Origin of the sequence: Methanohalophilus halophilus (assembly GCF_001889405.1) — an archaeon.
Taxonomy (GTDB): domain Archaea; phylum Halobacteriota; class Methanosarcinia; order Methanosarcinales; family Methanosarcinaceae; genus Methanohalophilus; species Methanohalophilus halophilus.
This window is the reverse complement of record NZ_CP017921.1, coordinates 1,018,356-1,037,220: the sequence shown is the minus strand read 5'-3', so window position 1 is coordinate 1,037,220 and position 18,865 is coordinate 1,018,356. Positions and strand designations below refer to the sequence as shown.

16 protein-coding genes, 1 tRNA gene and 1 pseudogene are annotated in these 18,865 nt (G+C 40.2%); 8 read left to right on the top strand and 10 right to left on the bottom strand.

Features of this window, described 5'->3' with window-relative positions; genetic code table 11:
• The first annotated feature begins 1 nt into the window (after position 1).
• From BHR79_RS05255 to BHR79_RS05240, 4 genes are all read left to right on the top strand, one after another.
• Positions 2-157 carry an RNA-protein complex protein Nop10 gene (locus BHR79_RS05255; RefSeq protein ID WP_072561379.1) on the top strand — a complete coding sequence of 52 codons (156 nt, stop codon included), beginning with the start codon at positions 2-4 and terminating at the stop codon, positions 155-157.
• A 5-nt stretch (positions 158-162) separates the two neighbouring features.
• The gene (locus BHR79_RS05250; RefSeq protein WP_072561378.1) at positions 163-942 is read left to right on the top strand and encodes a proteasome assembly chaperone family protein; all 780 of its coding nucleotides are present in this window, start codon (positions 163-165) and stop codon (positions 940-942) included.
• Positions 943-944: 2 nt separating this feature from the next.
• Complete coding sequence (locus BHR79_RS05245) at positions 945-2,198, top strand: TIGR00375 family protein (RefSeq protein WP_072561377.1); 1,254 nt, start codon at positions 945-947, stop codon at positions 2,196-2,198.
• Positions 2,199-2,256: 58 nt separating this feature from the next.
• Positions 2,257-2,376 (top strand) — tRNA-Ser (locus tag BHR79_RS05240).
• Between the two features lie 574 nt (positions 2,377-2,950).
• Here the strand turns inward: BHR79_RS05240 and BHR79_RS05235 are convergent.
• Genes BHR79_RS05235 through BHR79_RS05225 form a run of 3 tightly spaced genes read right to left on the bottom strand, consistent with a single transcriptional unit; the run spans position 2,951 to position 7,234 of the window.
• Entirely contained in the window at positions 2,951-5,707 is a 2,757-nt protein-coding gene (locus BHR79_RS05235) for an ATP-dependent helicase (RefSeq protein WP_072561376.1), read from the bottom strand.
• On the bottom strand, positions 5,704-6,756 hold the full coding sequence (locus BHR79_RS05230) for a DNA cytosine methyltransferase (protein WP_200796368.1): 1,053 nt from the start codon (positions 6,754-6,756) through the stop codon (positions 5,704-5,706). The genes BHR79_RS05235 and BHR79_RS05230 overlap by 4 nt, the downstream gene beginning before the upstream one ends.
• Before the next feature lies 1 nt (position 6,757).
• Positions 6,758-7,234 carry a very short patch repair endonuclease gene (locus tag BHR79_RS05225; RefSeq protein WP_205781579.1) on the bottom strand — a complete coding sequence of 159 codons (477 nt, stop codon included), beginning with the start codon at positions 7,232-7,234 and terminating at the stop codon, positions 6,758-6,760.
• 530 nt (positions 7,235-7,764) lie between these two features.
• On the opposite strand from BHR79_RS05225, the pseudogene BHR79_RS10500 reads away from it, so the two are divergent.
• Positions 7,765-7,917, top strand: a pseudogene (locus BHR79_RS10500) (IS5/IS1182 family transposase); the annotation flags it as partial.
• A 406-nt stretch (positions 7,918-8,323) separates the two neighbouring features.
• On the opposite strand, the gene BHR79_RS05215 reads toward BHR79_RS10500, so the two are convergent.
• Complete coding sequence (locus tag BHR79_RS05215; protein WP_072561375.1) at positions 8,324-8,638, bottom strand: hypothetical protein; 315 nt, start codon at positions 8,636-8,638, stop codon at positions 8,324-8,326.
• A 120-nt stretch (positions 8,639-8,758) separates the two neighbouring features.
• Positions 8,759-10,108 carry an ATP-dependent nuclease gene (locus tag BHR79_RS05210; RefSeq protein WP_159429236.1) on the bottom strand — a complete coding sequence of 450 codons (1,350 nt, stop codon included), beginning with the start codon at positions 10,106-10,108 and terminating at the stop codon, positions 8,759-8,761.
• Between the two features lie 461 nt (positions 10,109-10,569).
• Here BHR79_RS05210 and BHR79_RS05205 point away from each other — a divergent pair, with 461 nt between their 5' ends.
• Positions 10,570-10,818, top strand: a complete 249-nt coding sequence (locus BHR79_RS05205) for a hypothetical protein (RefSeq protein ID WP_148039499.1) — start codon at positions 10,570-10,572, stop codon at positions 10,816-10,818.
• Positions 10,819-10,862: 44 nt separating this feature from the next.
• On the opposite strand, the gene BHR79_RS05200 is transcribed toward BHR79_RS05205, so the two are convergent.
• From BHR79_RS05200 to BHR79_RS05180, 5 genes are all read right to left on the bottom strand, one after another.
• Positions 10,863-11,687, bottom strand: coding sequence for a protease inhibitor I42 family protein (locus BHR79_RS05200; RefSeq protein WP_159429237.1), 825 nt, complete (start codon positions 11,685-11,687; stop codon positions 10,863-10,865).
• A gap of 78 nt (positions 11,688-11,765) precedes the next feature.
• Complete coding sequence (locus BHR79_RS05195; protein ID WP_072561371.1) at positions 11,766-12,980, bottom strand: ABC transporter permease; 1,215 nt, start codon at positions 12,978-12,980, stop codon at positions 11,766-11,768.
• A gap of 12 nt (positions 12,981-12,992) precedes the next feature.
• Positions 12,993-14,207: an ABC transporter permease gene (locus BHR79_RS05190; protein ID WP_072561370.1), complete on the bottom strand. Its 1,215-nt coding sequence runs from the start codon at positions 14,205-14,207 to the stop codon at positions 12,993-12,995.
• A 14-nt stretch (positions 14,208-14,221) separates the two neighbouring features.
• A complete protein-coding gene (locus BHR79_RS05185; protein ID WP_072561369.1) occupies positions 14,222-15,466 on the bottom strand; it encodes a COG1361 S-layer family protein in 1,245 nt (414 codons plus the stop codon).
• Positions 15,467-15,479: 13 nt separating this feature from the next.
• Positions 15,480-16,208, bottom strand: a complete 729-nt coding sequence (locus tag BHR79_RS05180; RefSeq protein WP_072562302.1) for an ABC transporter ATP-binding protein — start codon at positions 16,206-16,208, stop codon at positions 15,480-15,482.
• A gap of 267 nt (positions 16,209-16,475) precedes the next feature.
• Here BHR79_RS05180 and BHR79_RS05175 point away from each other — a divergent pair, with 267 nt between their 5' ends.
• Both BHR79_RS05175 and BHR79_RS05170 read left to right on the top strand, forming a co-directional pair.
• A complete protein-coding gene (locus BHR79_RS05175; protein WP_143743583.1) occupies positions 16,476-17,564 on the top strand; it encodes a hypothetical protein in 1,089 nt (362 codons plus the stop codon).
• A 7-nt stretch (positions 17,565-17,571) separates the two neighbouring features.
• Entirely contained in the window at positions 17,572-18,735 is a 1,164-nt protein-coding gene (locus BHR79_RS05170; protein ID WP_072561367.1) for an ABC transporter permease, read from the top strand.
• Positions 18,736-18,865: the final 130 nt, after the last annotated feature.

Here is an 18,865-nt window from a genome sequence, read left to right as displayed (position 1 = left end):
ATTGGGTAAAAAGATTTTGAAATGCATTTCCTGCGGGGAATATACCCTACAGGAAACGTGTCCCAAATGCGGGGGAAGGCCAATCAAACCTTCACCTGCCCGCTATTCTCCCCGTGACCCTTACGGGAAATATCGCAGATTGAGCAAAAGGAATTGATTCCAATGCAGAATACAAAAATCGTGCGTCAAAATACTGAGATTGAAATTCAGGATTCTACCCTGCTTGTCGGCCTGCCGGGTGTGGGACATGTGGGCAAACTTGTTGTTGATCATCTCATCGAGCAATTCGAAGCAGAAAAGCTTCTGGAAATATATTCCACCTCTTTCCCACCTCAGGTACTCGTGGATGAAAATAGTACAGTGAGACTTGTAAGTAACGCATTCTATACATTCCAGGTAAATGGCAAGGACATCCTGCTGCTTGCAGGCGACCAGCAAAGTACAAATTCAGAGGGACATTACGAGCTGTGTGACCTGTACCTGGATATTGCCGAAGAGTACGGGGTTTCCAGGATATATTCTCTCGGAGGATTCCCAACGGGACAGCTGGACCATGTTGATGAAGTTATGGGTGCCGTGAATAAGGAAGAGCTTACAGAAAGTCTTAAAGAGCACGGAGTCACCTTCAAGGAAAAAGAACCCAACGGCGGAATTGTTGGAGCTTCGGGACTGATCCTTGGCCTGAGCAAATTCAGGGATATTGATGCTGCATGTCTTATGGGATACACGTCAGGATATCTTGTAGATCCTAAAAGTGCCCAGTCCCTGCTTGCTGTGCTGAGCAGTATACTTGATATCGAGGTTGATATCAGTGAACTTGAGGAACGTGCTAAAGAGATGGAGAAAATCATGGCCAACCTCGTAGAAGCCAAACAGCAGCAACAGCAACAGACGCTCCCGGAAACACCACCGAGTGATGAGGACCTGGGTTATATCGGGTAAGCATGTTAATTAATGCCGACCTGCACCTGCATTCCAAATATTCCATGGCCTGTTCCAATAAGATGGAACTGCCTGTGATGGCCCGGGAAGCCGCCAAAAAGGGAATCAATCTTGTGGCAACAGGAGATTGCATACATCCCAAATGGCTTTCCGAGATCAGGGAATATGCACAGGATGACGGGACGGTCGGTATCGATAATACTTCTTTTATTCTTACAACTGAGATAGAGGACAAAAACCGCGTACACCATCTGCTGCTAGTCCCCTCCATATCCAAAGCAGAGGAACTGGCAGAAAAGGTGGCTGGACATGGAGATCTCACCGTGGACGGCAGACCAACGCTTAAACTGGACGGAGGCCAGATTGCAGAGATTGCAACCGATGTCGGAGCCCTAATCGGCCCCTGTCATGCGTTTACCCCCTGGACTGCCATGTATGCCTACCATGACAGCCTGGAAAGTTGCTACGGGGATATGGCCGATAGTATTGCTTTCCTGGAACTGGGGTTGAGCGCTGACAGTGATTATGCAGACAGGATAGAAGAACTGCAGGATTTGACATTTCTTTCTAATTCCGATGCCCATTCTCCCTGGTCCAATAAACTGGCCCGGGAATTCAACCGCCTGGAAGTTCCTGAAGTTTCCTTTGAAGGTGTTAAAAAGGCAATCCAGAGGAAAGAGGGGTATGGCTGTGTGCTCAATGTGGGATTCTTCCCGCAGGAAGGCAAGTACAATGAATCAGCCTGTATCAAGTGTTACCGGCATTACACAATGGAAGAGGCAATAAACCTGGACTGGAATTGCCGGGTTTGTGGTGGCCAGATCAAGAAAGGTGTGGCAGACCGGGTAAACGAACTGGCCAACTATGACACCCCGGAACATCCTTCCCACCGCCCGGATTACCTCCACCTGATACCCCTGGCAGAGATCATCATGATGGCCCTGGATCATGCAAGCATCAATACAAAGGGCGTGAGCAATGCCTGGAAAGCTCTTGTGGAGCATTTTGGCAGTGAGACGGCCGTGCTGCTGGAGGCCGACATCTCCCAGCTGGATTTCGTGGACCCCCGGATTGTGAGAAGCATCGAGGCCTTCCGCAATGAGGACGTGATCCTGCACCCCGGCGGAGGGGGCAAATACGGCTGGATCGAGCTGCCCGACAATTTGAAAGCAAACAAGAAATCCAGTTCGCAGAAAGCCGACCCCGATGACCCAAACCTTGCCGCAAAACAACAGAAAAGCCTCTTTGATTTCTGATAATTGCGCCCTTCGATACCTTTTTAAGCCATAAACTCCTTCAAGCCAAGCACATTGTGCCGGGGTGGCAGAGCGGACTAATCCAACGGCTTACAAAATTGCCGCGGAGTCCAAACGCGGCAGGCTCGAGACCTGTTTCCCCTAACGGGGTGCTTGGGTTCGAATCCCAACCCCGGCGCTGAAATTAAAGTAAACGACATAGTAAGATCTGATTTTTGAATTTATTAATTTCCTGTATTCTGAAACCAGCATTATTGCCAGCCGTGTGGCCCAGAAGGCACCGATGTAGTAGTGGTATTCTTTCCTGAGGTCCTGCAGAAGTTCAGGAGAAAGATGTTTGTCGCATTCCCCGAATTTTATGGGCTTTTTTCTACAGGAGAATGCGTGATGAATGCCTGACATAAATGCATGGACTTCTTCGGGTTAGTTGCAGAATTCGGAAAATGTGGTTGCATGGATTTGATTCATGCATATTAAGTGCAAATGGCAGGGGTATATAGGGTTTATGGCAAAAAGAGGAATGTTATTGTGATAAACTCACCAATTGCTTTTCAACTCCACCACAGACATTCACATTTCCTATTTATTGCAAGTGAGAGATATCAGTCTATGGGTATATCTTTACTAAGGACACAATGAGATGACTTCATTGAGACACTATCAGGGACTACATTTCATTTCAGTAGAAAAGGAAGAGACAGGGAGAAGATTGACGAGGTGAGATGACCCAAATGTAAAACTGAATTGAATGTTTAACAACCATTGCAGCATTTACCATTGCTGCAAACGTACCTCACATCACAGTTTTTGCATTTATCATGATTAGGAGTTGCGATAAAGTTCCCTCTTTTTATATTTGTTATGGCATCAGCAACCTGTCCTCTTGTTTCATCCAATTTATCAGGATTCACACTCACATTTCTCCTTACATTGTTAGTTAGGAAATGTACACCTGCATCAAGTGGATTCAAACCTAAGGATTTACTTCCGGCTATTGCATATAATCTCAGTTGCATTCTAAGGAGAGGAAAATTTTCATAATCTTCTTTTTCAGTTTTAAAATCAATTATAGATACATTCTTTATTTCCTGACTTGATGGATCTATTTTTTGAATTAAATCAATTTCACCTGAAATTAAAGCACCTTCTAGAGGAAATTCAAAAGGTTTTTCTGTTTCCAGTTTTAATTCAAATTGATCATTATATTCCTCAATATAATTACTAATAATTTCTTTGCATTTTCGTTTCATATTCTCTAAAGGTTCACCTCTGGTAAATCTGAGGAAAAAGTCAGACTCTACTAAAGATTCGATTTCTTTTAATGAGGGTGGCTCTCCTCCATATGTTTTATGAATATAGTTAAGTAAATTATGTACCTGCAAACCATATCCATATGCAAGATTAATTACAGGAGAGAAACCCATCATCTGCTGTAAACGATAACGATAAGGGCATTCAATATAATGCCTTATATCAGTAAATGAGGTTGGCATTAGTTCCATATTCGGTTTACATTGGGGTTCAATTTTATTTCTGGACGTAGGATCAGGCTTATTATTATATTCCATAATTTCATGATCAAATTCAGTATAATATTTTGACCTGGAAACTAGGTTTTTTCCTCCGTTGTCTTTTGCCCGGGCCATAAACAAAAATTTCTTTGTTCTTGTCGTAGCAACATAAAATAAGCGCCTTTCTCCCTCATCTCCAGAACAAAAGGAATCAAGATCAATAATTCCCTCTTCAAAATGTGTCTTAGGTTTTCTATTCCTATTTCTTGAAGGAACCCTTCCGGTAGACACATCCGGTATAAATACAAGTGGAAATTCAAGTCCTTTTGCCTGATGAATGGTCAAAACGTTGACTGAATTAGTATTCCTGGGGTCATCAATTCCTCCTTCATCTGTTTTGTTTTGAGCATAAATTGCCAAAAAGGTAACGAATTGTATGAATGAGCCATAGTTTATCCATCCATGTATAGATTCGAATTCTGCAACCAACTTACTGAACCTTCCAAAGTCATACAGTAAGTCTTCTGAATAGTGGTCACTATCAACTTCCAATATTCCCATTAATTGGTAATAAAATTCTTGTAAAAAAGTCCTTCTTTGAGGTGCTATTGGATTTGAAGGAGTGATGGATTTGATATAGGATTTCAACTCTTCAAATTGTTGAGATAATTGACCCCATTCTAAATGATTGATGTCTAAAGATTCAAAACTATTTCTAAGATGATTTAAATCAACCGGTGGTTCCTCTCTGGAAAAAGAATAATCTGCAATATAATAAAATATTGCTTGTATGAATTTGATTTCGGGCCTTTCAAAAAGACCACCGGTACCTTTAAATGTGAAAGGTATTTGTTGCTCTCTCAAAGCATTGACAATATGTTGTGCAGAGAGCCTTGATCTAACGATAATTGCCATATCCCCATAATCGAGACCTCTCAATACATCTTCATCTTTGTATTCGCATCCTCTTAAATCGTTTATTTTATCAATAATAAAACTTGACTCTTCTTTCTGGTTATCAAATTCAACTTTATACAGGTCACCTGAATCTGACTTATTAATTTCGTCTCCAATATTTCCAGCTACCATTCTCTTTGTTATTCTGTTTCTATTCCTTTTCACAAGGTCTCTGGAAGCTTCAATCACTTCTTCAGGGCATCTGAAATTTTCTTCAAGTTTGACTGTGGTCACGTTACAATATTTGTTCTCAAACTGAAGTATATTGTTTACATCAGCACCTTGGAACTCAAAAATTGACTGATCATCGTCACCGACAACACAGAGATTACCGTTTTCCCCTGCCATCAAATAGATTAATTTTTCCTGTATTTTATTTACATCCTGATATTCATCCACAACCAAATAATCTATGCTTTCTTTTAGATCAGTCAGTAAGGTTGAATTCGATTCTAAAACACTAACAAGTTTATGGAGGATTCCTGAAAAATCAAGATATTTCTCACGTTCTAAAATATTAAGATAGTTTTCATATACCTCCATAAAATCGGGAATTGCATTCAAACGTTCTGCAGGTATCTGATTATCTCTTATTATATCCACTGTATTCAAAAAGCGTTTGATAGAGTCAATTAGCAATTTATCTTTTCTTATGGAATCGAGTCCTATTTCACCTTTATATTTGTGCACCCAGATTATTCGTTTAACTTCATCAAGAACCTCATAACTCCTGTATTTTGGAATAATGTCCCTCAGTCTTTTAAAAGCAAATGAGTGTATTGTTCCTATATACATGCCCCCAAGATGGGGTTCATCGGGGGACCATTTTTCAAGTTTCTCCCTTATATTGAATTTTAAGGAGTCTGCGGCTTTATCAGTATATGTGAATGCAACTATTTTGTCTCTGTCAGCTCCTTCACTTACTAGCTTTGCAATCCTTTCTGCCATCACAGTTGTTTTTCCGGAGCCTGCACAGGCAACAATTTTGAGGTTTCCTTCTTTATGATTTATTGCTTTAAGTTGATTATCAGTAAAATTCATTCAATCTCCCCGATGTGACTAATAAAATGACTCCCGAATATTTTTGCAAACTTTACCGGCACAGCGTTTCCAACCCATTTTGTAATAACACTCATAGGGCCGTAAAATATGTAATCATCGTCAAATGTCTGAATAGCTGCAGCTTCCCTGACAGATATTGCTCGGGTTTGAGTGGGGTGACCGAAACGTCCGTTTGAAATACTTGTACATTTACATGTTAACGTTGGTGCAACATCATCCCACTTCATTCTGCCATAAACATCAGTATGACCACGATGATTTTTATGACAGTACAACTCCAGGTCTTCAGACCAGTCAGTCCTGGAACCTCCGTCTTTTGTTACTTGCTTAAGCCTCATCCTGTTTTTCTCAGATATGTTAGGTGCGTTATGATTCGGAATTTTGCTGTATATCCCACCCGCTGTAACAGGAGGATATTTTGAAATTGCTTTCCTCACCGTAACATAGGGACGGTTACCAGGACTTTTTGGTCCGTGAGTAGGGGAAGGTAGATCTACATTTCCGTGCTTAGATGCCAACAGAATAAATCTTTTTCTTTTCTGTGGCACACCAAATTCTTTTGCATTTAATGTTTCATAAATGTAATGGTAACCCATATTTTTCAAAATCTGCTCGAATTGCTGCAATACGTATTTTCCTTTACCATTCTTTAATCCTGGTACGTTTTCCACAAATATAAGATCGGGTCGTACTTCTTCAATCAACCTTCCAAACTCCAGTAAAAGGATCTTCCTTCCGTCTTTATCATTAGTACTTTTATTTATGGATGAAAAGGGCTGGCAAGGAGCACATCCGGCAAGAAGTAAATAATTATTACCCAGATCAATATCCTGCAGTAAAGAATTTCCGCTTACCTTACGGATATCAGTACAGTGATATTCGGATCCTTCATTATTTTTCTCATATGTTTCCTTTAATCTCTCCTCAATATCATATCCTTTTTTAACCTGAATACCTGCATCTAAAAGACCTCTTGTTAAACCGCCTGCACCGCAAAACAGATCTACCGCTACAATATCTTTTTTCATTTCATTTGCCTCCTGCAGTTCTGTTTTGTATATTAAGGCCTCTTTTTTGCAGAGCTTTAAGAATTACAAGATAACATTCATCCAAATTCTTCAAGATTTCATGTTCCCAGAACCTTATTACTTGATACCCCATATCTAAAAGTTCTTTGTTTACTTTTCTGTCTCTTTCAACATTTTTATTGATTTTCTCTTCCCAGAATTCGATATTGGATTTAGGCATAGAAAAGCAAAGTGGGCATTTATGCCAAAAACAACCGTCAACAAAAATCGCCACTCTAAATTTTGTAAATACTATGTCGGGTTTACCGGGAAATTTGAGATTTACTCTGTACCCTCTCAAACCCTTAGAATAAATATATTTTCTGAGTAACAACTCGGGTTTTGTGTCCTTCGACTTCACCATGGACATATTGTAACTTCTTTGTTCTTTTGTGTGAACGTCAACCATTGTTACCACGACCATATTTGCAGCGTTCATATTTAACTAATTTTATCACCCAACTGATTTACTCATTCTCTGCCATTATGTTCATTTGTGATTCCTATGTTCAGAAACATTTAATATGGCCCATTTATGCCGGATTGGTAAAAAAGGAAATTTTAGGCATGCTGTTGGATATGCCCTTTTTTAGGGGACTAGGTTAGTATCCTTTGTCGAATAGTGAACAGTACATCACTGGCCCAACAATTTCAAACCATAATCAAAAATGGTGGAGGATGAGAACTTACAAACATCTGTTTTGTAGTGCCCACAATCCTTGCAAGCATCCCATTTGAGGGTGCCAATCTTCGATTTTTTGAAGTTGCATTTAAAGGCCTCTTTATCCAATTTATGTAGCATCCATTGGTAGATAATATTTTGGCTCTGTAGAAACCCTTTCCTCTAACTTCCACTAATACATTATCAATTTTATAAAAAGAGTCCGCCAAATGTGATTTTGGGTATAAAAACACAAAGGGGATAAATGTGTTTTGTCAAGCGATTACTTAAACTTTATCAATACAGCTATGTCTGTAGCTGGAAGATCCCATCTTCCAATCTACAGTTGTAAGTATTCCAAACGAAAATATACTCAACATCAGTTACTGACGTTGGTATTGATCAAAGAGTATACAAGTAAGGACTATAGAAATGTTGTTGAACTTGTTGATTTAATGGAAGGAGACTTCATTATAATTGAGGACTTCAACGCAGACGGATCTTATTTTGATGAAGATTCCACATCAGATATTGATGAATATACCTGGGTAATTGATGATTCCATCGATACAACCACAAAGAACACGGATTACACCTATGACAGGATTGTCCTGACGGATTCTGCTGATTTTACCGGGGAAGCCGGAGTATTCAGGTATGATCTGGAATATGATTTAGATGAGGAATTGACGACTGATGTTTCAGATCACTATCCGGTTTATACGGAGTTTAAGGTAGAGGAGGATGTGGAATGATGGAAAAACCAAAATTCCAATCTATGAAGAAGTATGACGATGATGCTTAGTTGTGTTAATGAATTGAAAATCTTTCTCGATATATAGGTATATATGGAGTTATTTGAAACAATTATTTATTCTTTATTGCATTTATAATCTGAACAATCTTATTGTAATTGTAATCTTTTTTATTGATCCAATTTGTCAAGAATTGTCGATATGCACTTTCTACATTTGCTGTACCAAACATTACTTGAGAGTATCGCATAAATTTCTCTTTATAATTAGAAAGTTCATTTATTTCGCTAGCAATATCATCTTTATTTTCTATATTCATTATTGAAATATTATTTTTTGCAAAATCTTCATCCCAAATTATAGCTTCAGGGGTTACTTCAGGTAGGTAAAATACGTTATCTCTATAATACTCAATATACTTTTTCATTAAGTATATTTTTTCTTCTTGGTTACCTCTATTTCCATCACCATTTGGATGAAAATCTATATTTATACCAGTTTGTTCTTTAATACTATTTTCAAAACAATTGATAATGTTTTCTCCATTCTACCCTACAGGAATTTCGCTTGTATCTAAAGGATACGTAGTTGGATACTGATCCCCGTCAAAAATAATAAAAACATTACTTTCATCTTGGCTATAAACTCTTATAAAATCAGATTTTATTATTGAATGGCCACCAGGGTAAAATTCAATATCAAATATAGAAGCACAGTCTTCTCCAATTTCATCAATTACAGCTTTTATAATATCCATAGCTAATTGATCTTCAACAATGATTTTTTTCGTTGAACTTATTGATTGACCTATATAATAAAAGGCTTCATCTGGAAGACTTTTGTTTCTGACATTAAATTTACCATTTGGTAGTTGAGTAAAAACTTTAATTGCTGGAGAAGGGAGACCTTCAATTAGAGTTGCTGAGTGAGTTGATATTACAACCTGTAAATGTTTCTTTTTAATTTGCTCTAATATAAAATTTTTCAGTTTCTTTTGTGCTCCAGGATGCAAAGACATTTCCGGCTCATCCAGTAAAATAAGGGAATCATTTTCAACTTTTAACATTTCATGGACTAATATTGCAACAGCAGATTCTCCACTTCCTGCAAAAGCTTCAGAATATGCCAACTCTGATGTATCAAATATAATTGAATTGCCCCAATCTTTAAAAAATTTGTGATAAATGAGTTTTCCCTTGTGATATTTTTTCCCCAATATTGATGACATTATTTCTAATTCTTCTGTTGAAAAGTCAGTAGGGATACGATTTTGTTTCCTGGATCCAACTTTTTTGATAATATTATCATCAATTACGGATTTGAGCAAAGAGGAACGATTACGTAAATAATCTTGTTTAGTTTTGGATTTCAAATTGAGGGGCTTTTGATAATAAAAATATTTGTCAAAAGCACTTAATATTGAACGGAAATCAAGATATAAGACTTCTTTTTCTATAGCTGGATATCTGTCCATACCTCCATCTGGAGGGGTTACCATATCATATTTTTTTAGAGGACGGCTTGGTTCCCAATAATCAGGATTAGAACCTTTTTTCATTCTGGACTTGAGGACTTCACATTGCGTTCCTGATGAATCATTATAAGAGTAGATTAAAGCAGCTCTTTCTTCATCTTCTCCAATCGGATCTACTTTAGTCGAGAACCAAAAATTCCCTACACTTTTACCCTTTGGACATCCATATAATGCCTGAAGCGTTGAACTTTTTCCACATCCATTTTGGCCTACAAAAACTGTTAGAGGGAAATCAAAATCTATCTTTGTGTTTTTTTCTAAATTGCGATAGAAAGGGAATCTAATATAATCTATAAATGATTTAAAAATTCCTCTATCTTTCATAGTTTGAATAGTAGAAACTAGGTTTTGTGTGTCATCCATTTCGATCATAACCGTTCTAATTTTTTAACAAATGATCAATTCAAATTATTATGTATTCATTTTATTGCTAAATTAGGGAGAAAATTCCATTTTGTTTGCCAATGGTCCTTGCTTACAACATTTAGAAATATAAAATTTTGGATGTATATAATAATTTAAATGATGGATTTAGTACAAAGAAAACGAAGGTAAGGACCTTACACATTATCTGAATGAAAACAAAATGTATCAATCCTATAATATATTCATTTTTCTTACTTTAATATTAATTACTAAAATATTAATTTATTTTATATAGCAAAATTTATTCATTGCTCTATTAGCAAGAAATAAAACCAAATAAATAAAATATATAATTTATAAATTCAATCATAAATAATATTTTTACTTTCATCCTGCTTAATACATATTTTATATTTTTATTATAAAAATAAACTATCAAATTTCGACTGATGAGTAAAATGTTTATTCGGACAAATTGTCCTCATTGCAAGAAAACCGCTTATCATGATGTGGTAGTTAAATCGATGGAATTCAAACCCACATTCAATGATGGCAGCCAGATGTTGAGTTATTTGATAAACAATATGGAAGTAGAGGGTACAGTAACTGAAGAAAAGATAGCCCATTTGGTTTTGCAGGAATTCATTGAAACAAACATAAAAAATATTATTGTTTTTGAACTCCACAAAAAATCCAGTAAAAAATAATGCCAAACCCCACGACAGGATTTTGGCATCTAACTCATCCATCCTCACTCAAGCACATTATCGTTCTGCAAAGGAAAAGAACCCTGCACACCATTCACATCCACGGTATAGTTACCCTTCTCCAGACCGTAGACGTCAAGGGGTACGTTAATCTCGAAGGGCACGAGAGCCTGGGTACACATGGCATCCTTTGGGCGCTTGGTCGGGATATGTACATTGAAATTGTTACCTTTCTTTGCAGTTGTGATATTGGCCTCATCGATCACGGTGCAACCATCCTTAAGGTTACCGGTGGCCCGGACACTGACCTGTACAGGAAACGATTCCATCTTCATTATTTCTATGTTATCCACATCGGCGGTGCCGTAGATATACCCGGTGTCATCCTCGTCTGCAGGGACAACGGATTCTCCTTCAACCTCCAGCGTCAGGCTAAAGGTCTCTTCCTCACCCGTGACGTTTTCCCAGGGGCGTTTGTAGATGGCATCAATCTGCTGGTTTCCGTCATCCATGATCCTGAAGGTCCAGACATGGAAACCTGCTTCACCCACGACACCCTCATTCTCCGGCAGCTCAAATTCATCGGCGACAATTTTGATACCATCGGAGGTTGTCAGGTTCCACTGGTACCCTGTGGAGGGGTTTTCCTCCAGGCGTATTGAGAAATTATCCCCGGTGGAAGCATTCACTGTGCTACCGTCCCACTGGCCGGATAGTTCCATACCGTCGTTCAGGGTCCCGGCATCCACACTTTCATTCACACCTGTACCACCATCATCCGCACATCCCAGGGAAAGGACAACCGCGGCCACCACAACGATAAAGGTTATCAAAAGCAAGCCTGCTCCTGCATAAGTGTTAATCTTCAAGTAACCATCTCCATGTGAATACATGGTATTTTACATTATATATTTATTTGTTAAGCTGCGAACTCATTCGAACCTTTATTACTGGGTTCTCAGGGCTTCCACGGGATCGAGTTTAGAGGCTTTGCTGGCAGGATAGAGACCTGCAACCAGCCCCACTGCAATAGCGATCACAAAACCCAGGACTGTCAGGTAGAAGGGGAATATATAGGGCAGGTTCAGGAAATAGGCCACACCGTAGGAGGCGACAATCCCGACAATCGTCCCCAGTATACCGCCAATCGCACTCAGGACCACCGATTCGATAAGGAACAGGGTCAGGATATTCACACGGGTAAAACCCAGGGACTTGAGCAAACCCACTTCCTTTGTCCTTTCGGTCACGCTGACAAGCATAATATTCATAATACCTATCGAGCCCACAAGCAGGGCAATCAGTGCTACAGAGGTCAGCAGGGTTGTCAGGGCACTGGAAAGCTGATTCAGGTTATCCAGGATATCCGCCTGGTTGAAGATTGAATAGGGTTTCACATCCTCATTATCCAGTTCTCTCTCCGAAACCCCGAGACTTCTGGCAAGCCTGCGATCCACTTCATCCGAAACCTCCCGCACCGAACGGGATTCTTCAACGGTTGCGGATATCCCCCCATAGTCCTCAAGCCCCAGCATGTCATTCATCGTATCTATCGGGATAAATATGCGCACATCAGATTCGGCTCCGCTCTGGATGAAAGTTGTCTTGGGACTGTCGATGATACCAATTACCTTGAAAGAATGGGAAACTTTTGTTCCGTCCCTGCGTACAAACTCAACATCAATGGAATTATGATTGGATACTTTCTGGTCGAATTTCTCATAAGCCACATCCGAACCCAGCACTGCAACATATGTGTCCTTGTCACTGAAAAAAGTGCCTTCCTCCAGCTGTATATTCCCAATTTGCTCATAGTCCGCCGAACAGCCCTGCATATCAATTTGGCGCACTGTTGAGAGATAGGTTACACTAGCCAGCTGCTGCCGGATACCGGATACACCCTCAATTCCCGGTACGCCCCGCACAGTTTCCAGCTGGTTGTCATAGAAAAGGTCAATATCCTGACTGTAAACGATAATAAAATTCGACCCCTGGGTACCCAGCTCTTCCACAAAGAACTGGTTGAAGCTGGCACCAAGGGACACATTGGCAATAACAGCAGCAACACCTATTATGATGCCAAGGGTCGTGAGGGTGGAACGCATCTTTGAACCGCTGATACTTCCCAGGGAAAGCCGCAAAGCTTCCTTGAAATTCAACATATTTTGTCCACCTCACTCATAGTGCAATGCCTCCACAGGATCCATTTTTGCGGCTTTGTTGGCTGGATAAACACCAGAGACCAGACCAACAACAAATGAGATGCCAAAGCCCAGCAGTATGAGACTTATAGGGAAAATATTAGCAATATCAAGGTAATTGTTCACGGCCATTGAAGCCACTAGGCCCAGTAACAATCCCAGGATACCTCCAAAAAGACTGATTATAACAGATTCCACGATAAAAATAGTCAATATATCAAAATAATTGTAACCCAGAGCCTTCATCAGGCCGATTTCTTTTGTTCTTTCGGTAACCGTCACAAGCATAATATTCATGATACCTATCGAGCCCACTATAAGGGATATAAGGGCAACAGCAACCAGTATGGATGTCAGGGCACTTGATAGCTGGTTTATCTGGTCCAGGATGTCCTGCTGGTTGAAGATTTCATAGGGTTTGGCGTCTTCATTATCAATATCCCTGCTGGGTACCCCCACAGAACGGGCAAGGTTTTCATCCACATCATCGGTAACCCTATCCAGGATTTCGAGAGAGTCCGCTTTAATGAAAAATCCCCCAATATCGTCCCTGTGCTGCATCTCCTGCATGACAGCAAGAGGAATAAAAACACGTCCTGCAGGATCCACTTCAGGGGATACGAAGGAGGCATCCGGGTCCTGTATAATGCCCTTTACACGAAAGGTCCGTGTACTTATCCCTCCGTCCACATTTCTTATACTTATCTTTATGAAATTCTTAACAGATAGATTCCGGTCAAACTTATCATAGGCCACATCCGAACCGATTACAGCCACATTCCCGTCCTGACTAGTCAGAAACTGGCCATGTTCCATATTTATATTCCCCACTTCCCCATAATCGGGAAGGACCCCACTGACAGTTGCGGTACGCTCTGCTGATTGATACCGCAGGGTCGCTGATTGCTGGTTAATTGGGGATACAGCAGCAACACCGTTGGTATTCTCAACCACATTGAACTGGGAATCCCCGAATACATTGTTTTTCTGGGTGAAGATAACGATAAAATTAGTACCTGATGCTCCTATTTCTTCTTCGAAGTACTGCCCGAAACTGGCCCCCAGGGATATGTTGGCAATTACAGCGGCCACCCCTATGATAATACCCAGGGTAGTCAGGGCAGAGCGCAATTTCGCACTGCCTATGCTGGCAAAAGCTAACTTTATCGCCTCTGAAAGCCCGACCATACAAGATTACCCGATCATTCCTTAGGATTCCATTTCCTGCGATACATATAGACAGCAACTATCAGCAGGACAAGCCCCAACACAGCAGCCACTGTTATGGCCGTATTATTATCTTCCTGTACTTTCTCGAAGTTCAGGGACCGCTCACCTGCAACAAACTCATGTTCGTTGAGACCATTACGGAAACTGGCAATAATTGTAACATTCCTGGTACCTGTAAATTCCTTCTCATCAGATTTGGCATCTATTTCTATGGTGAATAGTTCATCAGAGTCCATTGAACCCACGAAATAGTTAGAGGGAGAGAAACTAACCCCTTCTGCCTCAAGGCTTACGGCTACTGATGAGAGAGCATTCGGATGCACATTGGCCACATCAAATTCAAGTGTACCCTGCCCGTTTTCTATTGTAAGAGGCTTTGAAGGGATCACTTCCAGTGAATAGGAATCCACAACTACCGGTACACGCCAATTATTGTTGAAGGAATGTGAGTTACCTATTGTCAAAAGGTCCAGATAATAAGTCCCGTCTTCTATATTTTCATCCACTTCGACATTGTATGTTACCTGTACTGAATCCCCTGGCCCGAGTACACCTTTACCTTCGTATGGTTGACTTGTTACCTCTATCTGCTCAGTTCCCTCAAGGGTCGCGGACTGGACCCTTGCATAAGTATCATAGGTTTCACCATCAATTACTATGGTGTTGGACTGGGCATTATTCTCCAATGTAAAACTTATGGAACCCTCATCACCGGCCATGAAAACCCGGGGGTCTGAAATAACATTAGAAAGTTTGACGGTACCTTTACTGTCAAAAGTATTGGAACCTACTTTTATGTCGAATGATTCCTTGACCCATGAAAGATCACTATCTGCCCGGTAAAGCACATCAAAACTTCCCGTGCCGGTTTTGGCATTATCATCAACATACAGCCTGTATTCATGGATTGCTGTGCGGTCGGGAGGGATTCTGCCAAAATTCTGGATTGCATTTGTTTCAGAATCCAGTGAAAGGGGATATTCCGGTTCTATTTTGATTGAAACATCCTCAGCTTCTCCAGAAGCGTAATTTTCAACTTTTACCCACACAGACACATAATCCCCTATATCCGCGGGATAAGGTTCATATTTAAGCACATCTACCCGCAGGGTCGAACTTGATGAATCCTCCGCAGCAGTAACAGGTGCCACAGCTATTGCAGAGATCATCAGCAACAAGGAAGATACAAAAAGTATCAAAAATCCGGATTTTTTCATGGTTATACCTCTATTAAGCAGCATTGACCTTAGTAGCCCTGTCATCAATTACACCGTCCTTCAAGTAAACTACCCGGTCTGCATATTTATTTGCAAGTTGTAAGTCATGAGTAATCATAATGACCGTACGGCCCCTTCGATGAAGATCTGTAAAAATATTCATTATTTCTTCCCCTGTTTTTGAATCCAGGTTACCTGTGGGTTCATCGGCAAGTATTATGGAAGGGTTGTTTACAAGTGCCCGGGCTATTGCCACCCTCTGGGATTGGCCGCCCGACAACTCGGTGGGTTTGTAATCCATACGTTCTGAAAGCCCTACCAGATCCAGTAATTCCCTGGCCTTACCCCTTACATCAATCCCGGGCCGTCTGTTGGCATAGGTAGGCAGTTCCACATTTTCCAGGGCACTTAATCGTGAGACCAGGTTGAAACTCTGGAACACAAAACCAATCTCCATGCCTCTTAATTTTGCAAGTTCACTATCGGAGATGCGGTTCACATTCTTTCCCATGACATAAACTGCACCACAGGTGGGCCTGTCCAGACATCCTATCATATTCATCAGGGTACTTTTACCCGACCCTGAAGGACCCATGATAGCTAAAAACTCCCCCTTCCTGACAAGCAGGTCCACATTCCTGAGTACCTTGATTGTCATATCCCCTACTTCATAATCCCGGCAAACGTTTTCAGCTCGCACGACTATATCATCCTGCGGGGGATTTTTTTCCAGCTCCACCATCCTGTTATTCAAAAATCACAATCCTCCAATTGAAAATACTGATAGGACATATGGAATGATTTATGGGAATTATATCGAAGATATAAATGGGAGAAACATCCAGATTCAATGTTATCCTCTTTTAACATAAAGAAAATGAAGATTTTGCTCACATTTTTTTTCTTGACTTTTTTCTTTTAATAAAACTGTGATCCAATGGATATAAACATTTTTCTACAAACTTTTCTTGAAGGATATTTAAATACCATTAAAACAAATCAAAATGTAATGGGCTGGAAAACTAAGTATTCTATTTTTGTAACCACGGTATTGTTGTTATTAATTATCCAGGGAACAGCAGCTGGAAAAAGTGATGTTACCATTGAGGAAATCTACAGTGACGTGCAAAGCTGTGATGTCAGGATTATTTCAGAAAGCACCTATAATAATCTCACAATAGAAGCCTCAATGTTACATGAGGGAGAAGTCATTGATACGCAATCAATCGATATAAATACGCTAACACCTGCCTCTGCACTTACCAGAGTATTCTACTGGGAAACCGCAATACGGGATGATGGGGCTTATGAAGTACAGGTAATCGTCAAAAACGAGAATGGAGTATTTGCCCAGCAGGAAAAAAAGTTTGTACATGGCCACCAGATTCTTCCTGCCATAACAATTGACAGTCTGACACCCACAACAATTGGAATAGAAGCCATAATAACTCCTTATAAATCCACTCTGGTAGATGTTGAATATATGCTGGTGGAGGGCAACACGGTAGTGGACACAATAGTAGAAAAAGCCATTCCTGTGCATACACAACCCCTAGCCCTGGACAAAAAATGGAATGTGATACTTAAAAATAAACATGTATACCAGGGAAGATTGAAAGTCAGCATAAAGGACCCCTACAGTATATCGTTACTCAAAAGCCGCTCTTTTGTGGCAGAAGAAGATGTGGAAATAAGCGATATTTACAAGGATGAGATTGGTGCAAGTGCTACAATATCAGGTATGTCCCAGGTACCTTTCAGAGGTTCAATAAGGTTCACTGTTTTTGATAGCAATGGAAAACCAGTAGAAAATATTGTCCGGAAAAGTCCGGTTCTGATTGCGGAAGATGATGAAACTGTAGAGGCAATCTGGGAAAATAAACTAGATCGTGGAGAATATACACTGCTAATCGAGGCCATAGGGGAATACGGAAAAGTCATAATATCAAAAGAAAGCATAATTGATGTGGAAAAAGACATTGGACCTTCCACAGTAAATGAAGAAAAAGAAGAACAAAGCAATGCCACACCTGCAATTGGTTCTCTTATTTCAATCGTTCTGATTTTCCTGGCATATCTGGCAAAAACAAAATATTGATCAAACCATGCCATTGAAATTTGAACTTTTTGTTGCATTAAGGCACATTTTATACAGGAAACGCCAAACCATACTTTCTGTAGGTGCTATAGGAATTGCTGTCATGATTCTTGTTGTGTCCAATGCATTCATGGCAGGTTTTACTGATAAGCTGTATGAATCAACTGTCAATGATATGGCCCATGTAACCGTTACACCGGAAGAAGACAGTGAATATATCCACCTATACAAAAATCTCCAGAGTGAATTGTATAAAATCAATGGTATCAAAGCAGTATCCCCATCCCTTGCAGGAGACGCTGTATTACGCAATGAAGATAATGTCAAAAACATCTTACTTAAAGGAATAAATCCCCGTGATGAAGATGCAGTATTATCTACCAATGCGGACATAATAAGGGGAAGTTTTTTCGGCCTGTCTACTTCAGGCAATACAATTGTAATCGGGGATGACCTGGCAGATGAACTTGAGGTCACCCTTGATGACAGAATAGAAATATCTTTTCCGGAGTCTGAAACTAGCTTATACCGTATCATAGGGATATATGATACAAACACTCCCCTGGATTCCACACTTACCTACACTTCCCTTCAAACAGCCCAGTCATTCTACGCAACCTCTGATGTTGTCAATAGTATCAGCATAAAACTTTATGACTTCAATCAGGATAGGGAAATTGCACAGAAAATTGAAGACAAAGGTTATTCTGCAGAAGGATGGACGGAAACAAATCCTGAAATATTACAGACAATTGCAATTGAAACCATTTCCAATAATATCATGCTGGGTTTCATTCTCCTGATAGCATCATTTGGCGTCATAAGTGCCCTGAACATGGTAGTAGTAGAAAAAACAAAGGAGATAGGCATTCTCATGGCCATGGGAGCGGGTAAATCGGGCATAAGAAACATATTCATCCTTGAAAGTGGGATTCTGGGTTTTCTGGGGGCCATCACAGGAACTATTGCCGGCATTGCAATAGCACTATCAATAGGCAACTATGATCTGCCCTACGAACTTTATCAGGTAGATTCCATACCCGTGATAATACGATATAATGATGTGTTATTAACCATCATCGCCGTATTCGTACTAAACCTCATTGCAGGAGTATATCCTGCAAGCAGAGCCGCAAAAATGGACCCTGTAGAAGCGATAGGAACACATTAATCCATAGAAACAGAGGGAAAAGTGTATATACGAGACTTGCATTAGGTTGTATAGATGAGCGGGTTTTAATCCCTTTTTTAGTACCCCCACTCCCCAGCCCGCTCATACCACCCCCATTATGGCAAGCGAG

What these genes read in the sequence shown, in the direction of transcription:
- BHR79_RS05250 (WP_072561378.1), top strand. Translation starts at nt 163, where the DNA reads ATGCAGAATACAAAAATCGTGCGTCAAAATACTGAGATTGAAATTCAG.
- BHR79_RS05245 (WP_072561377.1), top strand. Translation starts at nt 945, where the DNA reads ATGTTAATTAATGCCGACCTGCACCTGCATTCCAAATATTCCATGGCC.
- BHR79_RS05235 (WP_072561376.1), bottom strand. Translation starts at nt 5,707, where the DNA reads ATGAATTTTACTGATAATCAACTTAAAGCAATAAATCATAAAGAAGGA.
- BHR79_RS05230 (WP_200796368.1), bottom strand. Translation starts at nt 6,756, where the DNA reads ATGAAAAAAGATATTGTAGCGGTAGATCTGTTTTGCGGTGCAGGCGGT.
- BHR79_RS05225 (WP_205781579.1), bottom strand. Translation starts at nt 7,234, where the DNA reads ATGAACGCTGCAAATATGGTCGTGGTAACAATGGTTGACGTTCACACA.
- BHR79_RS05215 (WP_072561375.1), bottom strand. Translation starts at nt 8,638, where the DNA reads ATGAAAAAGTATATTGAGTATTATAGAGATAACGTATTTTACCTACCT.
- BHR79_RS05210 (WP_159429236.1), bottom strand. Translation starts at nt 10,108, where the DNA reads ATGGATGACACACAAAACCTAGTTTCTACTATTCAAACTATGAAAGAT.
- BHR79_RS05205 (WP_148039499.1), top strand. Translation starts at nt 10,570, where the DNA reads ATGTTTATTCGGACAAATTGTCCTCATTGCAAGAAAACCGCTTATCAT.
- BHR79_RS05195 (WP_072561371.1), bottom strand. Translation starts at nt 12,980, where the DNA reads ATGTTGAATTTCAAGGAAGCTTTGCGGCTTTCCCTGGGAAGTATCAGC.
- BHR79_RS05190 (WP_072561370.1), bottom strand. Translation starts at nt 14,207, where the DNA reads ATGGTCGGGCTTTCAGAGGCGATAAAGTTAGCTTTTGCCAGCATAGGC.
- BHR79_RS05185 (WP_072561369.1), bottom strand. Translation starts at nt 15,466, where the DNA reads ATGAAAAAATCCGGATTTTTGATACTTTTTGTATCTTCCTTGTTGCTG.
- BHR79_RS05180 (WP_072562302.1), bottom strand. Translation starts at nt 16,208, where the DNA reads ATGGTGGAGCTGGAAAAAAATCCCCCGCAGGATGATATAGTCGTGCGA.
- BHR79_RS05175 (WP_143743583.1), top strand. Translation starts at nt 16,476, where the DNA reads ATGGGCTGGAAAACTAAGTATTCTATTTTTGTAACCACGGTATTGTTG.
- BHR79_RS05170 (WP_072561367.1), top strand. Translation starts at nt 17,572, where the DNA reads ATGCCATTGAAATTTGAACTTTTTGTTGCATTAAGGCACATTTTATAC.